At 69.0% G+C, this 16,168-nt stretch carries 16 protein-coding genes; 8 read left to right on the forward strand and 8 right to left on the reverse strand.

What is annotated here, in order from left to right:
* Together ABD932_RS43830 and ABD932_RS43835 are read right to left on the reverse strand one after the other, a co-directional pair.
* The coding region (locus ABD932_RS43830; protein WP_345022182.1) for a hypothetical protein at positions 1 to 203 on the reverse strand (203 nt) is incomplete at its 3' end.
* A 562-nt stretch (positions 204 to 765) separates the two neighbouring features.
* A complete protein-coding gene (locus ABD932_RS43835) occupies positions 766 to 942 on the reverse strand; it encodes a hypothetical protein (protein WP_345022184.1) in 177 nt (58 codons plus the stop codon).
* A gap of 662 nt (positions 943 to 1,604) precedes the next feature.
* Here ABD932_RS43835 and ABD932_RS43840 point away from each other — a divergent pair.
* The 5 genes from ABD932_RS43840 to ABD932_RS43860 all read left to right on the forward strand — a co-directional run bounded on the left by ABD932_RS43840 (position 1,605) and on the right by ABD932_RS43860 (position 5,322).
* Entirely contained in the window at positions 1,605 to 2,609 is a 1,005-nt protein-coding gene (locus ABD932_RS43840) for a DUF932 domain-containing protein (protein WP_345022185.1), read from the forward strand.
* 271 nt (positions 2,610 to 2,880) lie between these two features.
* The gene (locus tag ABD932_RS43845; protein WP_345022187.1) at positions 2,881 to 3,573 is read left to right on the forward strand and encodes a hypothetical protein; all 693 of its coding nucleotides are present in this window, start codon (positions 2,881 to 2,883) and stop codon (positions 3,571 to 3,573) included.
* Positions 3,574 to 4,078: 505 nt separating this feature from the next.
* Complete coding sequence (locus ABD932_RS43850) at positions 4,079 to 4,285, forward strand: hypothetical protein (protein WP_345022189.1); 207 nt, start codon at positions 4,079 to 4,081, stop codon at positions 4,283 to 4,285.
* Positions 4,286 to 4,381: 96 nt separating this feature from the next.
* Positions 4,382 to 4,807 (forward strand): hypothetical protein, encoded by a 426-nt coding sequence (locus ABD932_RS43855; protein WP_345022191.1) that lies wholly within the window; start codon positions 4,382 to 4,384, stop codon positions 4,805 to 4,807.
* Positions 4,808 to 5,052: 245 nt separating this feature from the next.
* Positions 5,053 to 5,322, forward strand: a complete 270-nt coding sequence (locus ABD932_RS43860; protein ID WP_345022192.1) for a hypothetical protein — start codon at positions 5,053 to 5,055, stop codon at positions 5,320 to 5,322.
* 277 nt (positions 5,323 to 5,599) lie between these two features.
* Here ABD932_RS43860 and ABD932_RS43865 read toward each other — a convergent pair whose 3' ends face one another.
* From ABD932_RS43865 to ABD932_RS43880, 4 genes are all read right to left on the reverse strand, one after another.
* Complete coding sequence (locus ABD932_RS43865; protein ID WP_345022194.1) at positions 5,600 to 6,907, reverse strand: hypothetical protein; 1,308 nt, start codon at positions 6,905 to 6,907, stop codon at positions 5,600 to 5,602.
* Positions 6,904 to 7,428, reverse strand: coding sequence for a hypothetical protein (locus tag ABD932_RS43870; protein WP_345022196.1), 525 nt, complete (start codon positions 7,426 to 7,428; stop codon positions 6,904 to 6,906). Before ABD932_RS43870 ends, ABD932_RS43865 begins: the two co-directional genes overlap by 4 nt.
* The gene (locus tag ABD932_RS43875) at positions 7,425 to 7,703 is read right to left on the reverse strand and encodes a hypothetical protein (protein ID WP_345022197.1); all 279 of its coding nucleotides are present in this window, start codon (positions 7,701 to 7,703) and stop codon (positions 7,425 to 7,427) included. Before ABD932_RS43875 ends, ABD932_RS43870 begins: the two co-directional genes overlap by 4 nt.
* Positions 7,704 to 8,045: 342 nt before the next feature.
* Positions 8,046 to 10,817 (reverse strand): helix-turn-helix transcriptional regulator, encoded by a 2,772-nt coding sequence (locus tag ABD932_RS43880; RefSeq protein ID WP_345022199.1) that lies wholly within the window; start codon positions 10,815 to 10,817, stop codon positions 8,046 to 8,048.
* 606 nt (positions 10,818 to 11,423) lie between these two features.
* On the opposite strand from ABD932_RS43880, the gene ABD932_RS43885 reads away from it, so the two are divergent.
* The gene (locus ABD932_RS43885) at positions 11,424 to 12,329 is read left to right on the forward strand and encodes a hypothetical protein (RefSeq protein WP_345022201.1); all 906 of its coding nucleotides are present in this window, start codon (positions 11,424 to 11,426) and stop codon (positions 12,327 to 12,329) included.
* A gap of 602 nt (positions 12,330 to 12,931) precedes the next feature.
* Here the strand turns inward: ABD932_RS43885 and ABD932_RS43890 are convergent.
* The gene (locus tag ABD932_RS43890; RefSeq protein ID WP_345022203.1) at positions 12,932 to 14,722 is read right to left on the reverse strand and encodes a hypothetical protein; all 1,791 of its coding nucleotides are present in this window, start codon (positions 14,720 to 14,722) and stop codon (positions 12,932 to 12,934) included.
* 154 nt (positions 14,723 to 14,876) lie between these two features.
* Here ABD932_RS43890 and ABD932_RS43895 point away from each other — a divergent pair, with 154 nt between their 5' ends.
* Positions 14,877 to 15,050, forward strand: a complete 174-nt coding sequence (locus tag ABD932_RS43895; RefSeq protein WP_345022204.1) for a hypothetical protein — start codon at positions 14,877 to 14,879, stop codon at positions 15,048 to 15,050.
* Positions 15,051 to 15,201: 151 nt separating this feature from the next.
* On the opposite strand, the gene ABD932_RS43900 is transcribed toward ABD932_RS43895, so the two are convergent.
* Complete coding sequence (locus ABD932_RS43900) at positions 15,202 to 15,753, reverse strand: flavoprotein (protein WP_345022206.1); 552 nt, start codon at positions 15,751 to 15,753, stop codon at positions 15,202 to 15,204.
* 117 nt (positions 15,754 to 15,870) lie between these two features.
* On the opposite strand from ABD932_RS43900, the gene ABD932_RS43905 reads away from it, so the two are divergent.
* Positions 15,871 to 16,168, forward strand: a 298-nt coding sequence (locus ABD932_RS43905) for a helix-turn-helix domain-containing protein (RefSeq protein ID WP_345022208.1), incomplete at its 3' end; no start/stop codon positions are given.

The following is a 16,168-nucleotide window of genomic DNA, read 5'->3' on the forward strand; positions in this document are numbered from 1 at the left end:
CGGATTTCTCCGAAATCCGGCCAGGGAATTCGCTCCGCGAATTCCTGAAAGCTCACCAAAGCGGCGCGCAGGTCGGCCGTTCCTGACGGTTCGTCAGTACACTTAAACGCTAACCAAGTTCCGAACTTTTTCTTTTCCCTGAATCGCGATCGCTCAATTCCCTTATAAAATCCCGACTCTAACTTCCTCTCAATCCTGCCCATTCCCAATTGAATTACGCGTGGACGAGAGTACGCCCCTCGTACCCTCCTCGCTATCGACCCGCATATCCACGCCGAGCGTGGAGCCAACCAGCAGCTTCAGGCTGGAAGCGCGCAACTGCACCACCACCCCAGGGCGAGCAAGCCCAAACCCCCACACCGGCCCAAGCGCGACGGCGGCGCCGACGCGCAACACACCCCAGACTCCGCCCAATCCCCGAAGCCGCCGCACGACCACGCCCGCCATTCCTCACTCATCCTTCAACCAGCGTCGGACAAGTGGCAGCAGAGGGGATGTCAGCTCCCCGACCAAGCCCAGAAGGCGCTCTGACCTGGTGCGACGGAAGGCCGGCCGCTAGGTCGAGGCAAGAGATAGTGCAAGAGATAGCGCAGGAGTTTGCGCGCGAGATGGTGCAGCAGATCAGGGTGACGCATTATGAAACATGTCGAATGGGCTGGCCCCCTACCGGCACCGCCGAAGACTCGTCAACAGAAAAGGCGTAAGCGTGAAAATCGTCATCAGTGGAGGAAAGGTGGCTCCCGGCGTGGACGAGATCGCGACCCCTCAGGCCGCAAAGGCCCACCGGATCGCAAACTTCCTCCCCGCCCGGAACTCCTCTGAGACGCCGTCATTGTTCGCGACCAGGACGACAACACCACTTCGATTCGGTTCGACACCACGGCCGAGCCTATCCGAATTCTCCTTCCCGTTGCCCAGGGGTTTGATTACCACATCATCCACGACAGCGACACTGGGCCCCGCATTCTGGGAACCGTTAGGGGCGCAACACTTTCGGTGCGTGCTGTTGCATTCCGCATCAGCGAATTTCTGCGGACGCGCGGACTGAAGTAAGCGCGAGTTCGGGGGTTCGGTAGATCGGGCCACCGGACATCCCCAGCACCTACGCCAATCGGAGGGACAAGTCGCTGTGATCAATTCGACCACGGGCACCGCAAACGGCAAGGCAGCTGATCCGCAGTCAACCGTGGGCTACCTCATGCGCCGTGTGATCGAAGGACCTGGAACAGTGTCCGACATTCGGCGGCTGGCCAACTCGAACGCCGACGGCCAGATTGCGGCCTATCCGACCGCCCATGGGCGCGTAGTGCTCCGCGCTCTCAAGCGCACGGCCAAGAAGCATGATCTCCCGCACCTGCTTCGTCTGCTCCACCGGTACGGGCGCTACGAGGCGAGCTTTCGGGCGAGGAGTAGGTGGGTGCGAGAGCGCGCCTGTTGAACACCCGCAGGCGTAGCCGCAGGTCAACGGGGCGTTCCGGGGGCGGGGCGTGCCAGGAATTTTAAGCTGTTGCCTCGTTCCCAGAAGTAGGTATTATGGAACTAGTTCAGGAGGGTTGGCCCCCTCCCGGACCCGCTGAAAGTTCGTCACCAGAAGGGAAGCCCAAGTGGCTCACGAAATCGAGCAGTTCACCGACGGCACCGCCGCTTTCGCGTCCGCCAACACGAGTGCGTGGCACAGGCTGGGCACGGTCACCGATGGTGCGATGACCGCCGAAGAGGCCATGGCCATTGCGTCTCTGGCCGGGTGGAACGTGCGGCTTCTGCCCCTGACCGCGACCGAGATCACGGCCGACGGCACGACGTCTGTGGAGGTGCCGCAGCACTTCGCGACGGCGCGCACGCACCCGAAGACCGGCCGCACGCAGACGCTCGGAGTGGTCGGCAGCGACTATCACCCCGTGCAGAATGAGGAGCACGCCGAGTTCCTGAACCTGCTGGCCGACGAGTCCGGGGCGCATTTCGAGACCGTCGGATCCCTGAAGGACGGCCGTCAGGTGTTTCTGACCATGAAGATGCCGCAGTCCCTCACGATCGGCGGGAACGACGACGTTGATCTGTACATCGCGGCTTTCAACAGCCATGACGGAGGCTCCGCGTTCCGGATCGTGGTGACGCCTGTCCGGGTGGTGTGCGCGAACACCCAGCGCGCGGCGATCCAGGGGGCCCGTTCCTCTTTCGTGGTGCGGCACACCGCCGGAGCCAAGGCCCGGATCGCGCAGGCCCGTTCCGCCCTCGGCCTCACGTTCAAGTACGCCGAGGAGTTCGAAAAGGCCGCACAGCGCATGATCGAAGCCGAGATGACGCTCAGCGAGCTGAAGTCTGTGGTCGACGGGCTGCGGCCGGTCAAGGACAGCGACAGCCCCCGCAAGAAGACCAACCAGCGCCAGCGGTGGGGGGCGATCTCCAACCTGTTCGAGCACGCCGACACCCAGGCCGGTATCCGTGGCACGCGGTGGGCGGGTTACAACGCGCTCACCGAGTACGCAAACCACGTCGCCCCGGCCCAGGGCAAGACCGACGCCGAGAAGGCAGCCGCCCGCGCCGAGCGGGTCATCAGCGGAGCGGCGAGCGATCTGATGGAGAAGGCATTCGCCCTCACCACGGTCTGAAGCCCTGACCACCGGGCGGGCACCACAACTCCCCCACGGGTGCCCGCCCGGCCCTCACAGGCCCGCAGAGGCCGCCCCGCCGGAGCGCGGAGCGCGTACCCCGAGTCAAGGAAGGGCGGAGCCGCTCCCCGGCCCGCCCCTGCCGCGTAGCGGCAGCGCGTCGCGTCTGCGGAGCAGCGCGCCAAGGACACGTCGCTCGTCCGGCGCCGCGCCCAGATGCCGGCGCACGACCACGAGCCACCCCACCCACCGCCCTATGGAAGGGATTTTCATGCGCATCCCGAAGTGGAAGATCCTCGGTGTCACCGACGACTTCACCGAATGCGGCTGCTGCGGCCGCCGCGGACTGAAGCGAACCGTCGCGCTCATGCCGCTGGACGCCGAAGGGAACGAGGACGGCACCGCCGAAGAGGTCGCGTACTACGGCACCTCGTGCGCTGCTACCGCGCTCGGCTGGACGCAGGGCAAGGTGACGGACACCGCGCGCGCCGCCCAGGCCGAGCGGGACCAGCGCGATGCATACGCGCGCCGGATGATCAGCCTGTACGCCCCGGTGGAGTTCGCTCCCGTCCGTGAGAAGGCCCGCGTCTTCTACGGCCGCAACCGGAGTCTGCGGCACACGGGCGTGAAGGCGAGCGAGGAAGTGGCGAAGCGGTTGGCCGAGGCCCGCGCGACGCTGGCCGACACGATGACCGGCCCGGCCCGGCCGTCGCGCACCGAGGACTTCTGCCGCTATCTCGTGATCTTCAGCAGCGAACAGAGCATTCACCGTGTGCTGCGTGTGCCGAACGACAAGGCCGCGCGCGAGGAGCAGGCCACGGCCGCCGCACGCCGCGCCGACCAGATCGGGGGCAGTGTCCTGGTCGTGGCCGCCCTGGACCACGAGTCCGCGCGCGACGTCGCGTACTCCCGCCATCTCTCCCCCGAGTGGTTCGACAAGGCTTGGCAGGCCGCCCATGCCTGAGACCGGGCCGGCGCCCCGGTTGTACGTCGGAAGCCACGTCACCTACCACGGCAGGCACGCCGAGATGCACGACCGCCCTCTGTATGTCCTGCCGTGCACGTGGGAGGGCCGCTGCGAGGCCTGCAACGAGTGGGACCTGAGCAACGAGGCAGCGGCCCGGGAACACTTCATGGTCGTTGGCCTGAGCACGGACAGCTGCGTGAAGCACGCCGACCGGGCGAGCCTGACCCTGCTCCCGTGCGACTGGCCCGAAGACGCCGTTCCGTTCAACATCAACGGCTACTGGTACGCCGCCGCGTACACCACCCGGGACGGCATCAGCGACCGGGCCCGGAAGGTGCACTTCTACACCGCTGAGGACTTCATTGGGGCGCACGTGGTGCCGCTTCGACGAACCGACACCGGAAGTGCGCCGCCTGGACGAACAGGCCCGCAACCGCCCTGTCTTCTGACCGGGTCCCGCCCGCCCTGCACCACCCCGACGATCCCGCCGAGGAGAACGCCCATGAGTGACAAGCCCACCGCCACACCGGACGGCTACTGCATGAACAAGCAGCCGGTCTCCGGCACCCTGCGCACCATCAACGCCAGCGCGACAGGCCGCAAGTTCTCCCACCTGCACGGCCGCCGGATGGCCCAGTGCCCGTGTGGCAAGGAGACCTCTCAACCCGACCGTGGCAACCTCCGCCGCCACAAGCAGACGCAGGAGTAATCCGCCGACGCCGTCCGCCCCACGGGGCGGACGGCCGATCCACCGCTGCGAACTCCCGTTCCTGCCGTCCGCCTTACCGAGAGAGGGACCGCCCATGTGCACCACCGTGCCCTCACGATCGAGACGCCCACCGGCATCGTGCGCGCCACCGCCAGCCCCCGGCTCACGGACTCCGTCATGTTCGAGCTGAACGGTGCGGTGCGCGGCAGCGTACACGTCACCAGAACCCACCACCCGCGCTACTGGGACCAGTTCACCGCCGTCCGCGCCTGTCTCGGCCCGGTCAACGCCTACGAGACGGCCGTTCCCGACGACGCCCTGCCGCGGCTCGCCCGCGGCCTCAGCGGCCACCACGGCAGCCTGACCCGCTACCCCTGTGACGGCGACTCCCCCGAGGTGTCCGTGCATCATCCGCCGTCGACCGCTGCCGGGAACGAGCCGTCGCCGAAGACGGTCGCGACGCTCACCGCCCTTCTGCAGGCGTGCGCCGACGACGTTGCCCAGCACGAGACCTGCCCCTGATCCTGGATGGGTCCAGGCTGCGTGAGACGCCACGCCTGCTGCGGTTCCTCACCTCGACCGCCGCTCGTGCCGACGCCGAAGCTGTCCACTGCGCGGCAGAGTCGCAGTCCGCGCACCCCGCGCGGAAGGCCGCCGTGGCCGCTTGGTGGACCGTCGCGCGATGGTTCACCCTCTGCGGGCCCAGCAGCAGCGCGGCCGCACCCGCCGCAGGGGGCCCAGGCGCATCCCGGGACCAAGAAGTTGGTGTGATCGTGCGCTGGCTGATGCCCCTGGGCGAGCGCACCCGCCCCGACGCTCCCACCTTCGCCGAGTGCCCCGGTCCGAACGAGGTCCGCGCGGTCGTCCTGGTCGACGACGTCGGGCAGTTGTTCCCCATCCTGCTGGAGTGGCGAGGGCTGTTCGGCAACGACCTGACGGGGTGGGCCGGCCAGGTTGAGGCGGACGACATCGAGAACCTTCCCCCGGAGATGGGACCGACCAATTGCGCCTGGACACGATGCCGGGTGGCTACGTGAAAGTGTCCGACTACCGCGACCACCAGGCGCTTCCCTCCCTGACGCCGCATCCCAACGTGCTCATGCGTCCCTAGAGGGCACCGGCTCCCGCTGGGGTGGGGCACCCCGGGAAAAGGGCTCCTACCGACTGTCAGAGGTCGAGGAACAAAGGGTCGCCCCACACCGGAGCCCAGACACCGACGCCACCGACGACGCCTGAGCCTGAGCCGCACGCGGACGGGGCCGGGCACCCGACGGTGCCTGGCCCCCGGCAACCCCCGATCAAGACTCGGCGGAGTCACGCGAGCATCGCCCAGGCCGTGATGCCGATCGAGACCGCGGCGAATCCCGTGGGCCAGCCCATCCTGGACAGCCGGCCGGATTCCAGGAACGCGGCTGCCAGCACCTCCGCGACCACCGCCAGCGCCGTGGCTGCGGCCAGATACAGCCCTCGAACACCGGCCGCGTCCGCCAGGTCCTTGTGACTGTTCTGCTCGGCCCGCATGTCCGGCCAGTCCTCGGGCCGGGCCCGCAGAGCAGCCACGGACGCGACGGAGACCCCGTCGGTGACGGCGGGTGCCCGACCCATGTGCTCCGCCATCACACGCAGCCGGGAGGCATGGCGCGTCTCGGCTGCGGCAACGGCCCGCTCGTGCCGTACGGCGGGAGAGTCCTTCTCGTAGACGACCGCAATCTCGCGGGCAGCCGCATGGATGTCGGCCACGTGTGACGCGGTGACGGCCTGTGTCAGAAAGGCCGAGCGCTGGCCGCTGGCCACGATGGCGGCGCCGAGCCGCAGCGCCTGCCGGGACGCTTCGGCCTGCGCGCGCTGCTCGCCGGAAGCTGCCGCCAACTGCAGCAGAGGTAGCAGGAACAGCAGCACGACCACGAGCAGGTGCAGTTGCGTGCCGCGTCGACGGTCCGGCGAGGCCGTCGCCGGCTGCGGAATGGGGTCGACGCCGCGCAGGAGGCGGCGCGACCCGCCGGCGGACGGTGGCGGGATCCGCCACGCCTCGGGGCGCAGAACGCTCGCGGCGGCCAGCATCGCAAGGATCGCCGCACCGGCCACGGCCAGCGAGACTCGCCCCCACAGCGCCCACCGGTCGCCCTCCGCCATCGTCCGGCCGGGCGCGAGGCGGTGGTCGGCAGGATGCTGTTTCTCCTGATCGGCGAGGCGGCGGGGAACGTCGTAGCCCTTCTGGGCGTCCAGGTACCGGTCGCTGCCGATGATGCTCTCCGGCCGGGCACGGTCACGGAGGCTGACTGCCTCCTGCTCGGCGAGCGCGAACTCCGATGCCGCGAGCCGGCCGTCGTCCCTGAGCGGGCCGAGGGCCTCGGCCCGGCCAGCGGCAGCCGCCACGCGGAACGCGAGGGGCGCCTCGTCGGCGTACACGTACCGGGCCTCTTCCTGGACCGCCGCCTGCAGCTTCAGTTCCTCGGCGACCGCGTCCTGATAGCCGTCACCGGCCTGCTTGAACTGCCAGGTGGCCAGCAGGGTCGCCGCCACGATGACGGCTATCAGCCCGAACTGGACGCGGGTCCGCAGACAGAACCGCCGCCGGGGCGGAGCGGTGCCGGCCGGGTCCGCAGGCGTGGGGCCGGTCATGGGGACACCCTCGTGAAGACGAACTTCGTTCCGTCCCGGCGGATGAGCGACAGTTTCCGGTCCGCGACCGTCCACCGGTAGTTCTGCGTTTCCACCGGGGCCGGCCTGTTCGTGTAGTCCCGCTCGGGGTTCTCGGGGTTCTTCCTGGTCACGGTCGCGGAGCGGGGCCTGAGGGTCAGCGCCTGCGCCGATGCCTCGTACGTCCCCTCAACGATGTGGGTGAGTTCGTAGATCCCTTCCACCCCCATCGGGTACGAGAGCAGGCCGACGTACTTGTACTTCCCCTCCTCGGTGAACCGGTACGCGAGTGTGGTGTTGCTGCCCGGCCGCGCGCTCTCCCACGCGCCGACGAGGTCCCGGGGCCCGGCGGCGGCCCTGGTGGGTGAAGCGGACGGCACGGTGTCTGCTCGGTTCCCGGAGTCCGAGCAGGCGGCGATGGCGGACAGCAACAGCGCCGCGAGAGTGAGGAGCGGGGCGCGACGCCGCCGCCCCAGGGCCCTGTTAGGGACAGCACTGGTCATGAGCACTTCCCCCGTACGTAGCTGAAGCCGTCGATGTACAGCAGGTCACCGAGGGTCGGGTCGGAGTACAGGGACCACGGGTAGGAGATGAGGGGCCGGCCGTTGACGAGGAGCGTCAGCTGCCCGCTGTCAAAGCGTGCGATCCCGGAGTCGCCCTGCCTCCCGTTGCTGCGGGCGTACCGTCCGTCGTCGGCGAAGACGTAGGTCCAGTGCGCCGCCGTGTCCGTTCCTCCGCACCAACTGCCCACCACGCGCGGTGGAGTACGGAAGGACACGCCGCCCGGCGCGGTCCGTGAGTCGTCTCCGGCGGCCGTCCGGGGGCCGGGATTCACCGGCCCCGGTGGTGGTGTTCCGCCCTCCGAGCACGCCGCGGTGGTCATCAGCACCGGAGCGAGCAGCACAGCGCAGAAGAGGCGTGAAAGGAACGCAGTCGCACGCAACTCTTCCCCCCCAATCGATCGTGTGTCGTGGCCAGGAACGCTACGGAGCGGCAGCACGCGGCGCCCCAGGGGCGACCCCGGGGAGATCCCTGGGGCGCGTACCGGCGCGCAGCGAGGAGAAGGTGGCGCCGCCCGGCGCCGGTGTCGCGCGCCCAACGCCCGTTCGTACCCGGGTTGTCAGGCGTCCCGGGCCAGCTTGTCGATCAGTCCCATGCGGGAGCTGATGCCGAGCTTGCTGTAGCTGTTGCTGAGGTGGTACTCGATGGTCTTAACGCTGAGCACGAGCTCGCGGGCGATCTGCTGGTTCGTCATGCCCTGCACGGCCAGCCGCGCGACGGTGAGTTCCTGCGCGGTCAGGACCGGATGCCAGGTGGTGCGCGGACGCACGGTCACGTGTCCGCAGGCCGTCAGTTCCCTGTCGCACCGCTCGAGGTACGGCGTGGCCCGGAGGCGGCGGAAGGTCCGGTGCGCGGCTTCGAGCTCGGCCGCCGCGCTCCTGCGCCGGCCGGACCGGCGAAGAAACGTGCCGTACGCCAGGTGCAGCAGAGCCTCTTCCCAGCAGCCGTCGCCCTGTGCGCAGTGCCGCAGGCCGTCCCGGAACGCCTGGCCGGCGGCTTCGGCGTGGCCGCGGGCTTCCTCCAGCAGCCCCCGGCAGCGTGCGGCAGCCGCCTGCTCCAGCGGCCGGTTCCGCTCGGCCGCGCGCCGCTCATACGGAGCGAGCACCGCCTGCGCTTCCTCCGTGCGGCCGGTGCGGGCCAGGGCTTCGCAGAGCAGAGGGCGCCAGGCGACCAGGCCGGGTTCCTCGATGCCGTACCGGTGGACGATCTCCGGCCTCAGGAAGGGGCTCAGCTGCTCGATCACGTTCTCGTGCTCACCGCGGGCGGCATGAACGAGAGCGCGTGCGGTGGCCGCGAAGGCGGAGTCGTTGACGTCCGAGAGCACGCGGGCGTGTTCGGCCGCCGATTCCGCATGGGCTTCGGCGGCCCGGAAGTCGCCCCGGCCGGCGAGGAGGTAGGCGGTCACGGCGTGCACCACGGCGAGGATGGATATCTGGTCAGTGTCCTCCGCCAGGGACACGGCATGGGTGCCGTGGGCGATCGCTTCGTCCCACTGCCCGGCCCGGTACGCCGCGTCCGTGAGGAAGCCCAGCGCGACCAGAGCCGCGTAGGGAAGCCCGCCACGGCGGTGGGCGTCGAAGGCCTCCTTCAGATCCTTGCGGGCCTCGTGCAGCTGCCCGTTCCAGAGCCGCAGCATGCCGCGTGCGAGAAGGCCGTCCAACTGCTGCGGGGTGTCCCGCGGCCCGGTGTCCGGCAGGTGGGCGAGGGAACGCATGCCCTGTTCGTAGTCGCCGGAGAGGGCCAGGCCGATGGCGAGGGAGTCGCGAAGGAACGACGACCGCTCGCCCGGCGGGAGGGCGAGCCCGCGTTCGGCCCAGTGGATGATGCGCGGGGCGTCCCCCTGTATGAGGCACAGCCAGGCCATCTGCTCGGCGGCCTTGCGTAGGGTCTCCGGCCCCGTGGTCGCGTCACAGGTGTCCCAGCAGGTGGCGAGCTCTCGGCGGGCTTCGTCGAGTCGGCCCGTGGTGAGGGCGAGGTGCCCCAGGACGTAGTGCTGTTCCGCGTCGGGAGCCAGGCCGCGGACGGTCCGCTCGAGTTCGGCGGCCTGGCTGACATCTCCGGCGAGGAGCAGGTACTCGACTCCTTGGAGCAGCCACCGTGCCTGCCGGCCGGGCTCTGCGGCCAGTCGGGCGGCGGCCATGGAGGCGGAGGCCGCCGCGGACCAGGCGCCTTTCGCGGACTGCTGCGAGGCGAACTCCGCAAGGTCGTCCGCGAGTTGGCCGTCCGGTCTGGCGGCGGCGTGGACCCGGTGCTGCAGCGCGATCCACGGGTCGACCGTGAGACCGGCGGCCACGCGGTGCAGGTGCGAGCGCTCGGCCGGCTCCAGCCCGCGGTAGACGGCCGCACGCAGCAGGGGGTGGGGGAAGGCCACCTGCGGCGGGGTGCCGATGGGGCCTTCCTCCAGCAGCTCGCACGTCATCGCCCCGGTGAGCGCGGTCAGGGGCTCCGCGACAGCGCCCACCTCCGCCGCCAGATGGAGTGGGCTGGACATGCCGAGGACACTGGCGGCCTGCACCAGGCGGCGTGTTCCGGGGGCGCAGGCGGTAAGTCGTTCGGCGATGATCCGCTCGTACCTGCGGGGTGCCGGCAGGACCGCGCGGCCACCGAGGACGTCGGCGGGGAACTGCTGGAGCAGCGCCTTGACGTGCAGCGGGTTGCCGAGTGTGTGATCCCGCAGCCGGACCATGGTCCGGCGGGGCAGCGACGCGGGTCCGAGGGCCGCGTTCAGCGCCATCAGTTCCGGCACCCCGAGGCCTTCGAGGGTCAGTCTGAGCGTGGTCTCGTCCTGGACCAGCCGGTGCAGCCCCTGCGGCAGCCGGGGATCGGCCGAGTCCCGGGTGGCCAGCACGGTCAGCACCCGGTCCACGCGCAGTCGTCTCAGGACGAAGGTCAGCGCATGGAGAGAGGGAGTGTCTGCCCAGTGGATGTCGTCGATCACCAGAACCACCGGTTTCCGGTCCTGGAACCGCCCCAAGGCATCCAGGAACACGGCCCCCACGGAAACCGGGTCCTGAACGGCGGGGCCGGAAGCGGCACCGTCAGCCGCCTCCGGAAGCACCGCACCGGCCGCCCCGGGCAGGTGGCCCATCAGTTGCGTGATGAGACCGTAGGCCAGGTCCCGTTCGAGCTCCTCGCCGCTGGCCGTCAGCATGCGGCAGTCGCGGGCCCTCCCGGCGAGAAAGCGTCGGATCAGGGAGGTCTTCCCGATCCCGGCGGTTCCGTCGACCACAACGATCCGGGGCTCGCCGTCCGCCGCTCTGTCCAGCCAGGTGCCCATCCTGGCCAGTTCCTCGTGCCTGCCCAGGAACGGCGCCTCGGACGTCTGCCGCATTCGTCCCCCACTGGTTCGACGCAACCATGAGCTCGCAGGACGCTGCGGCGCGCAAGATGCCGGGCGCTGCTTCCTGCCGGACCTCCCCGGGGCCGGGCCGCACCCGCTGAGCAGCCTCCAGGGTGACAGCCCCGCCCGAAGCCGCCAGAGGTTTCCGTCAAAGTGCCGACATGGCGCCAGGGAGCGTGTAAGGGAGCAAGGGCCGTCAGTGCCGGGCGAACTGGACCCGCGTCGGCTGTACGACATCCGGCTGCACGGTGATGCCGTTGACGGTCAGCTGCCCTCCGTAGGCACCTCGTGCCTGCGGCTCGTGCTCGCGAAGAGCGGTGCGGATTGGCCTCCAGCGCGGCCATCAGATCCTGCGGCGATTCGTCGGGGTTATCGGGGCCTCGAGTTCCCTGCCCGGTGCATTTGAGCGGGGCGGGCGGGGAGTCGAGGTTGCTCCGCCGCCCGCCCCTGGTGTCCGCCGTCTCCTGCTGCCCTTCTTCGCAAAGACCGGAAGGTTGGCGTCCAGCTGGACAGTAAACCATCCATATTGGCATTATCGAACCTGTCGCGCTCGGTCGGGTGCCGGCACTGTCTTGCTCATCCTCCGAAGGGGGCCTGATGTCTTCCGCCGAGCGGCTCGTGGACACCGCGCAGATCGTGTCCGAGTTCGGCACGAGCAAGTCCCGGATCAGCGAGTGGAGCAACAACCCGGCCAGCGGGTTCCCCGCGGTCGCCCACACCGAGGGCCGCAAGCGGTTCTGGCGCCACAACGAGGTCGCGAAGTTCTTCGCACAGCGCGCACCGAAGAAGCGCACACTGCCGGCCGCGGTACTCGAGGCCGACCAGGACGAGCTGCTGACCAAGCGGGAGGTGGCCAAGCTCCTCGGCTACACCCGTACCTCCACCATCGACGCCTACTTCCGTGACCGGCCCGGGTACTTCCCCGAGCCCGACGAGGACATCGACGGCCCCGCGTGGCGCCGCGGCACGATCGTCGCCTGGGCAACCAGCCGCCCGGGCAAGGGCCGGCGCGCCTCCGCCCCGGCCGCCGCGCTGCCCGAGGTGCCAGTCGACGGGGACCCCGACGAGTTGCTCGGCACAGCTGAAGTCGCGATCCTGCTCGGCTACGGCAGCGTCGCTTCCTTCTCCAGCTCCCTCTACCAGGGGCGCATCCCCGAACTGCCGGAGCCGGAGACCCTGGAGAGGGAGGAGGGCAGCCGCGGCGGGGCCCGCAAGAAGTGGCGGCGGGCCACCGTCGTCGCCGCCGCCCGCGAGCGCGGTGTGCTGCCGGCCGCCGACCAGGACGAGAACGAGGACCTGGTCGGCGCCGCCGAGGCGGCCCGGATCCTCGGATACGGCAACGCCGACAGTTTCATCAGCGCGCTCGGGCACGGGCTCCTGCCCGATCTCGAGCAGCCCGACGGGTACGAATACCGCCGCGGCAGTGCCGGCCGACCGCGCCAACAGCGCTGGAGACGCTCCCGCCTCGAGGAACTGGCCGCCCGCCGGTCCTCGACGCCCTGACCACCGCGCACCGAACCGCGTTACACACGGGATACCGTAAGAGCCGCGGCCTCTGGTTTAAGGGATCGACGAACACCCGGCGGGCCAGACGCCGCACGATGGCCGGAATGGAGAGGCCAGCCACCTCTCCGCCACGAAGCCGCAACGCTTCGCGGCACCGGCCATCGCTGCTCCTGGCCCATCTCACAGACACGCCACGGGCAAACTCCCCACGGCCTTGGAGTGATCGAGATGCCGGACAGGCGCGAGCCCCGCACGCACGTCGGCTTACCTCCCGGCGATCGTGAACCCTGGCATAAATGCCGGCAAACGCCCACCCGCCGACTGGGCCACCGTCAAAACCCGCTGGCAGCTCTCGATCGACCCCGTGGAGCAGACCGCCGTCAGCAACGTTGCTCAACACGTGCCCCATCAGCCGACGCCCCCGAGCGCAGGGCAAGTGCGCACAGATCGGCTGGAATCCCTGCTACGGCTGTTTCGCTCAGGCCGGCCATAGCGTCCTTCGTGGATTCAGCACCTGCTGGTGTGCGCTCGCTCGCAGTTCTTCGCGAGGGCGATGGAGGTTCCCCGAGCGCCGCCTCTGTGATCCTTAGCTTGGGCAGCTATACAAGCCCTACGAGGTGGGCGAACCATCGCCCCGGAGTGTCGCAGTCCACGAGCCACGGCAGTACCAGCCCTGCGGGCATTGCTAGCAGGCTGGTGGCCAAGCTGGCCGTGGTGAAGCGTTTATGCAGCAGGGGCCGTTCAGGCCGGGCACACAGCACGGTTACTCGGGTGGTGACGAGCAGGATCAAGACGCATGCGGACAGGAGCACGGCGCCATAGCCGAGCAGCTGCGCCGGGCCGGGACCGGGTGAGGCCTGCAGTCCCGCGGTATAGGCGGTGGTCAGGGCAACGATGGCCGCCGGAGCGAAGAGGGTGAGGAGCCAGTCCCCCGTCCGAGTCTTCGGCGTAGCCGACGGGCGGATGATGCGCTGCAGGCCGCGGGTGAAGGGCGCCAGGTCGGCCAGATCCCCGGCCGAGCTGAACCACGCAGCGGAACGGCTGCTCACGATCCGGTCGTACGCCTGCTGGAAGGCGACGACCTCGTCGTTTGTGGCCCCCATGAGCCGTACCAGTGCCTCAAGGTGAGGCCATGTGTCGGGCAGGTCGTCGCCATCGATCCAGCGGCTGACCGCCGTATCGAACACATCGTCCTTCATGTCAGCGGGAAACATGGCGGTCAGCTGCCCGATCGACTGCACGCCGGCTCGACGCAACAGCCGGGACAACGCCGTGGACAACGCTTCCGGCGTACTGACCGCATTCAGGCCGCTCACCAGCCCGACGGACCCAGCACGCTGTCCGCCCGCAACAGCAGCAAAGCCTGCTTCGGGCACCGTTGCAGGTCCGAGCTCCCTTACCGCTTGCGACCCGTCTTTGCTGGTCAAAGGTTTTCCAGCATTGTCCAGCGAGGGTGCGGGGACATCCGTATCAACGACCTGCCCCCACACGATCCGGGCGGCCATGGGATCGTCGACCGCGCCCTCTGCCACCTCCGCACCCAGCTGTTCACCGAGATCGTCCAGTTCATCGTCCTGGGCGTCCAGTTGCTCCTGGGCGATGTCGAGGAGTTCCCGTATGTGATGCAGAGGAGGCAGCTGCAAGTCATCGGCCAGGGAGCTGCCCGGCGCGAGGGGCGAGACGGCATCCGTTGCGGCGTCGCGATCAACGCGCAGCAGTGCGACCCGCTCGCGGGCGACCTGCTTCTCCGCGGCCAGTCGCAGCTGACGGGCCCGTTCCTCGGCGCTGCGGGCGTGTTTGAGTTTCTCGTCGGCCTGATGCCTGTACTCGAGAGACATCTGCAGTTCGCGCTGCAGTTCAGCGCGGGTTTCTTCCCTGGCCTGGTCGCGCTCGCTCTCCAAGATGGTGATGCGTTGCTCCAGAACCGAGACCATGGCCTCCAGCTCTTCGCGGCGCCGTTCGGATGCGGCCAGCTTCTGCATCGCATCGATCTGGCGCAGTCGGGCATCATCCAGGCGCAGCAGCGCGGCGGTCATCGGGTCGAACCGCCGGTGTGCGGCCAGCATCACCGACAGATCGGGGTTGCTGTTGGCGGTGTCGTCCTCCAGGGCCTTCGCGGCCTGCTGAGCGGCGGCCAGAAGGGCCAGCCCATGCTCTAACTGGCGTTTCCGCATCGCCGGTTCACGCAGATAGCGGGCCGCGACCTGTTCGACCAGGTCCGCAGGCGGCAGCCGGCTGCCGTCGCGAAACCCGCTCCAGGAGGACTTGCCGTAGGGAAAGTCCTCCTCCAAGGTGCGCACCGTCACGCCCGTGGTGATCCTGCGTAACCATCGGGCGAACTCATTGGCCTGCTCCGTCCGCCCCTTCAACGCCCCCAGCGGCCGCCCCATGCGCTCCCCGCCTCACGCTTGTCCAGGAACAATCCCCGGGTTGTCCCTGAAATACGAGTGTTCACCTGCAACAACACCGTTCGAATCCAGCGAACAACGAAACCATGGATGAGCGTATGTCTCCACCAAAACAACCGATCACCGGAGACCCGCCATGTCCAAGCCCAACTCCCCTCAGCCACAACGCCGTTCGTGGCCCTACGCCGTCACCGCCACCATTGCCCTGGCCCTGCAGCAAGGATGGGACCCCGAACAGGTCATCACCCTCGCCACCTGCCTCCTCGTTCTCATCGCACTGATCGCCTCGACCGGACACCACGGCGAATAGGCCACCCAGCCGGACCTGATCCATGAGCAACCACCCACGGCAACCTCTCCCACAGGAAGCACGCGATCATGCTGCCCAGCGAAGCGCACAACCGGGCAGGGCACCTGCCGGCGGGGGCATTTCCACTCCAGGGCAACCCACTGCACAAGCGTTACGGGGTTTCAGCCAGCTCCCGGGCGGCGTCCATGACCAGGGCCCAGGGGTACTCCTTCGGTCGGCCCTGACCCGGCTGGTTGGGCACAAAGCCACCTTCGCCGTACAGCACCCGCACGCCCATGCCCCGCAGTTCGGCAATGCTGCGCTCGAACTGACGGTGCTGCACGTAGGCGGCGTTCACACACGGCATCGTCACCATCGGGATGCCCTTGCCGATGCCCTCAGCGACGACGCCGACCACGAAGTCCCGGGTGAGGCCCAGCGCCCACGCATTGATCGTGTTGAACGTCGCCGGCGCGACCGCGATCACGTCCGCTTTCGGCCACACGTCCGGCTCGTGCGGCATCTTGTACTCGCTGCGGACCGGGCGTCCGGTCAGCCGCTCCAGCTCGCTCAGCTGCGGCCCCAGCCAGCGCGCGGCCGTCGGTGTGAGGCCCAGGCACACGTCCCAGCCCTGACGCTGAGCCTCCTGGATGGTCTGTGCTACGTCGAAGACGGGCGGAGCTGCCGAGCCGAACAGGTACAGCACACGCGAGGTCGTCGTCATGCCCGTTATCCGATCACACCCAACGGCCCGAGCGTGCCTGGGCGTCTGAGCCGAGTGCGGCTGTGAGAGCCGGTGGCGCGGGTAGGGTTCGGGTGGGCGCTGAGAACGGAGACGGGTATGCCCACGCCGGATGAGAACCGCACAGGCGCACGCATCAAGGAGCAGCGCCGGCTGGCCAGGTTGACGCAGCGTCAGATGGCGGAACTGCTGCCGTACTCATACAGTCTGCTCAATCAGGTGGAGTGCGGGGCCCGCCCGGCGACAGCCGACTTCGTGGCGGCCTGCGCGAAGGTTCTCAAAGTGGACGTGACCGTGCTGACCGGGCAGCCGTATGTCACCGAGTTGCAGCATGACCGGCTGGCAGAACTGATCCGGCCGATCCGCGAGGCGCTCGACCTGTACGACCTGGGTCCCG

This window comes from Streptomyces shaanxiensis (assembly GCF_039537145.1).
Lineage (GTDB): Bacteria > Actinomycetota > Actinomycetes > Streptomycetales > Streptomycetaceae > Streptomyces > Streptomyces shaanxiensis.

What these genes read in the sequence shown, in the direction of transcription:
- ABD932_RS43870 (WP_345022196.1), bottom strand. Translation starts at nt 7,428, where the DNA reads ATGACCAGTGCTGTCCCTAACAGGGCCCTGGGGCGGCGGCGTCGCGCC.
- ABD932_RS43880 (WP_345022199.1), bottom strand. Translation starts at nt 10,817, where the DNA reads ATGCGGCAGACGTCCGAGGCGCCGTTCCTGGGCAGGCACGAGGAACTG.
- ABD932_RS43885 (WP_345022201.1), top strand. Translation starts at nt 11,424, where the DNA reads ATGTCTTCCGCCGAGCGGCTCGTGGACACCGCGCAGATCGTGTCCGAG.
- ABD932_RS43865 (WP_345022194.1), bottom strand. Translation starts at nt 6,907, where the DNA reads ATGACCGGCCCCACGCCTGCGGACCCGGCCGGCACCGCTCCGCCCCGG.
- ABD932_RS43845 (WP_345022187.1), top strand. Translation starts at nt 2,881, where the DNA reads ATGCGCATCCCGAAGTGGAAGATCCTCGGTGTCACCGACGACTTCACC.
- ABD932_RS43850 (WP_345022189.1), top strand. Translation starts at nt 4,079, where the DNA reads ATGAGTGACAAGCCCACCGCCACACCGGACGGCTACTGCATGAACAAG.
- ABD932_RS43900 (WP_345022206.1), bottom strand. Translation starts at nt 15,753, where the DNA reads ATGACGACGACCTCGCGTGTGCTGTACCTGTTCGGCTCGGCAGCTCCG.
- ABD932_RS43895 (WP_345022204.1), top strand. Translation starts at nt 14,877, where the DNA reads ATGTCCAAGCCCAACTCCCCTCAGCCACAACGCCGTTCGTGGCCCTAC.
- ABD932_RS43890 (WP_345022203.1), bottom strand. Translation starts at nt 14,722, where the DNA reads ATGGGGCGGCCGCTGGGGGCGTTGAAGGGGCGGACGGAGCAGGCCAAT.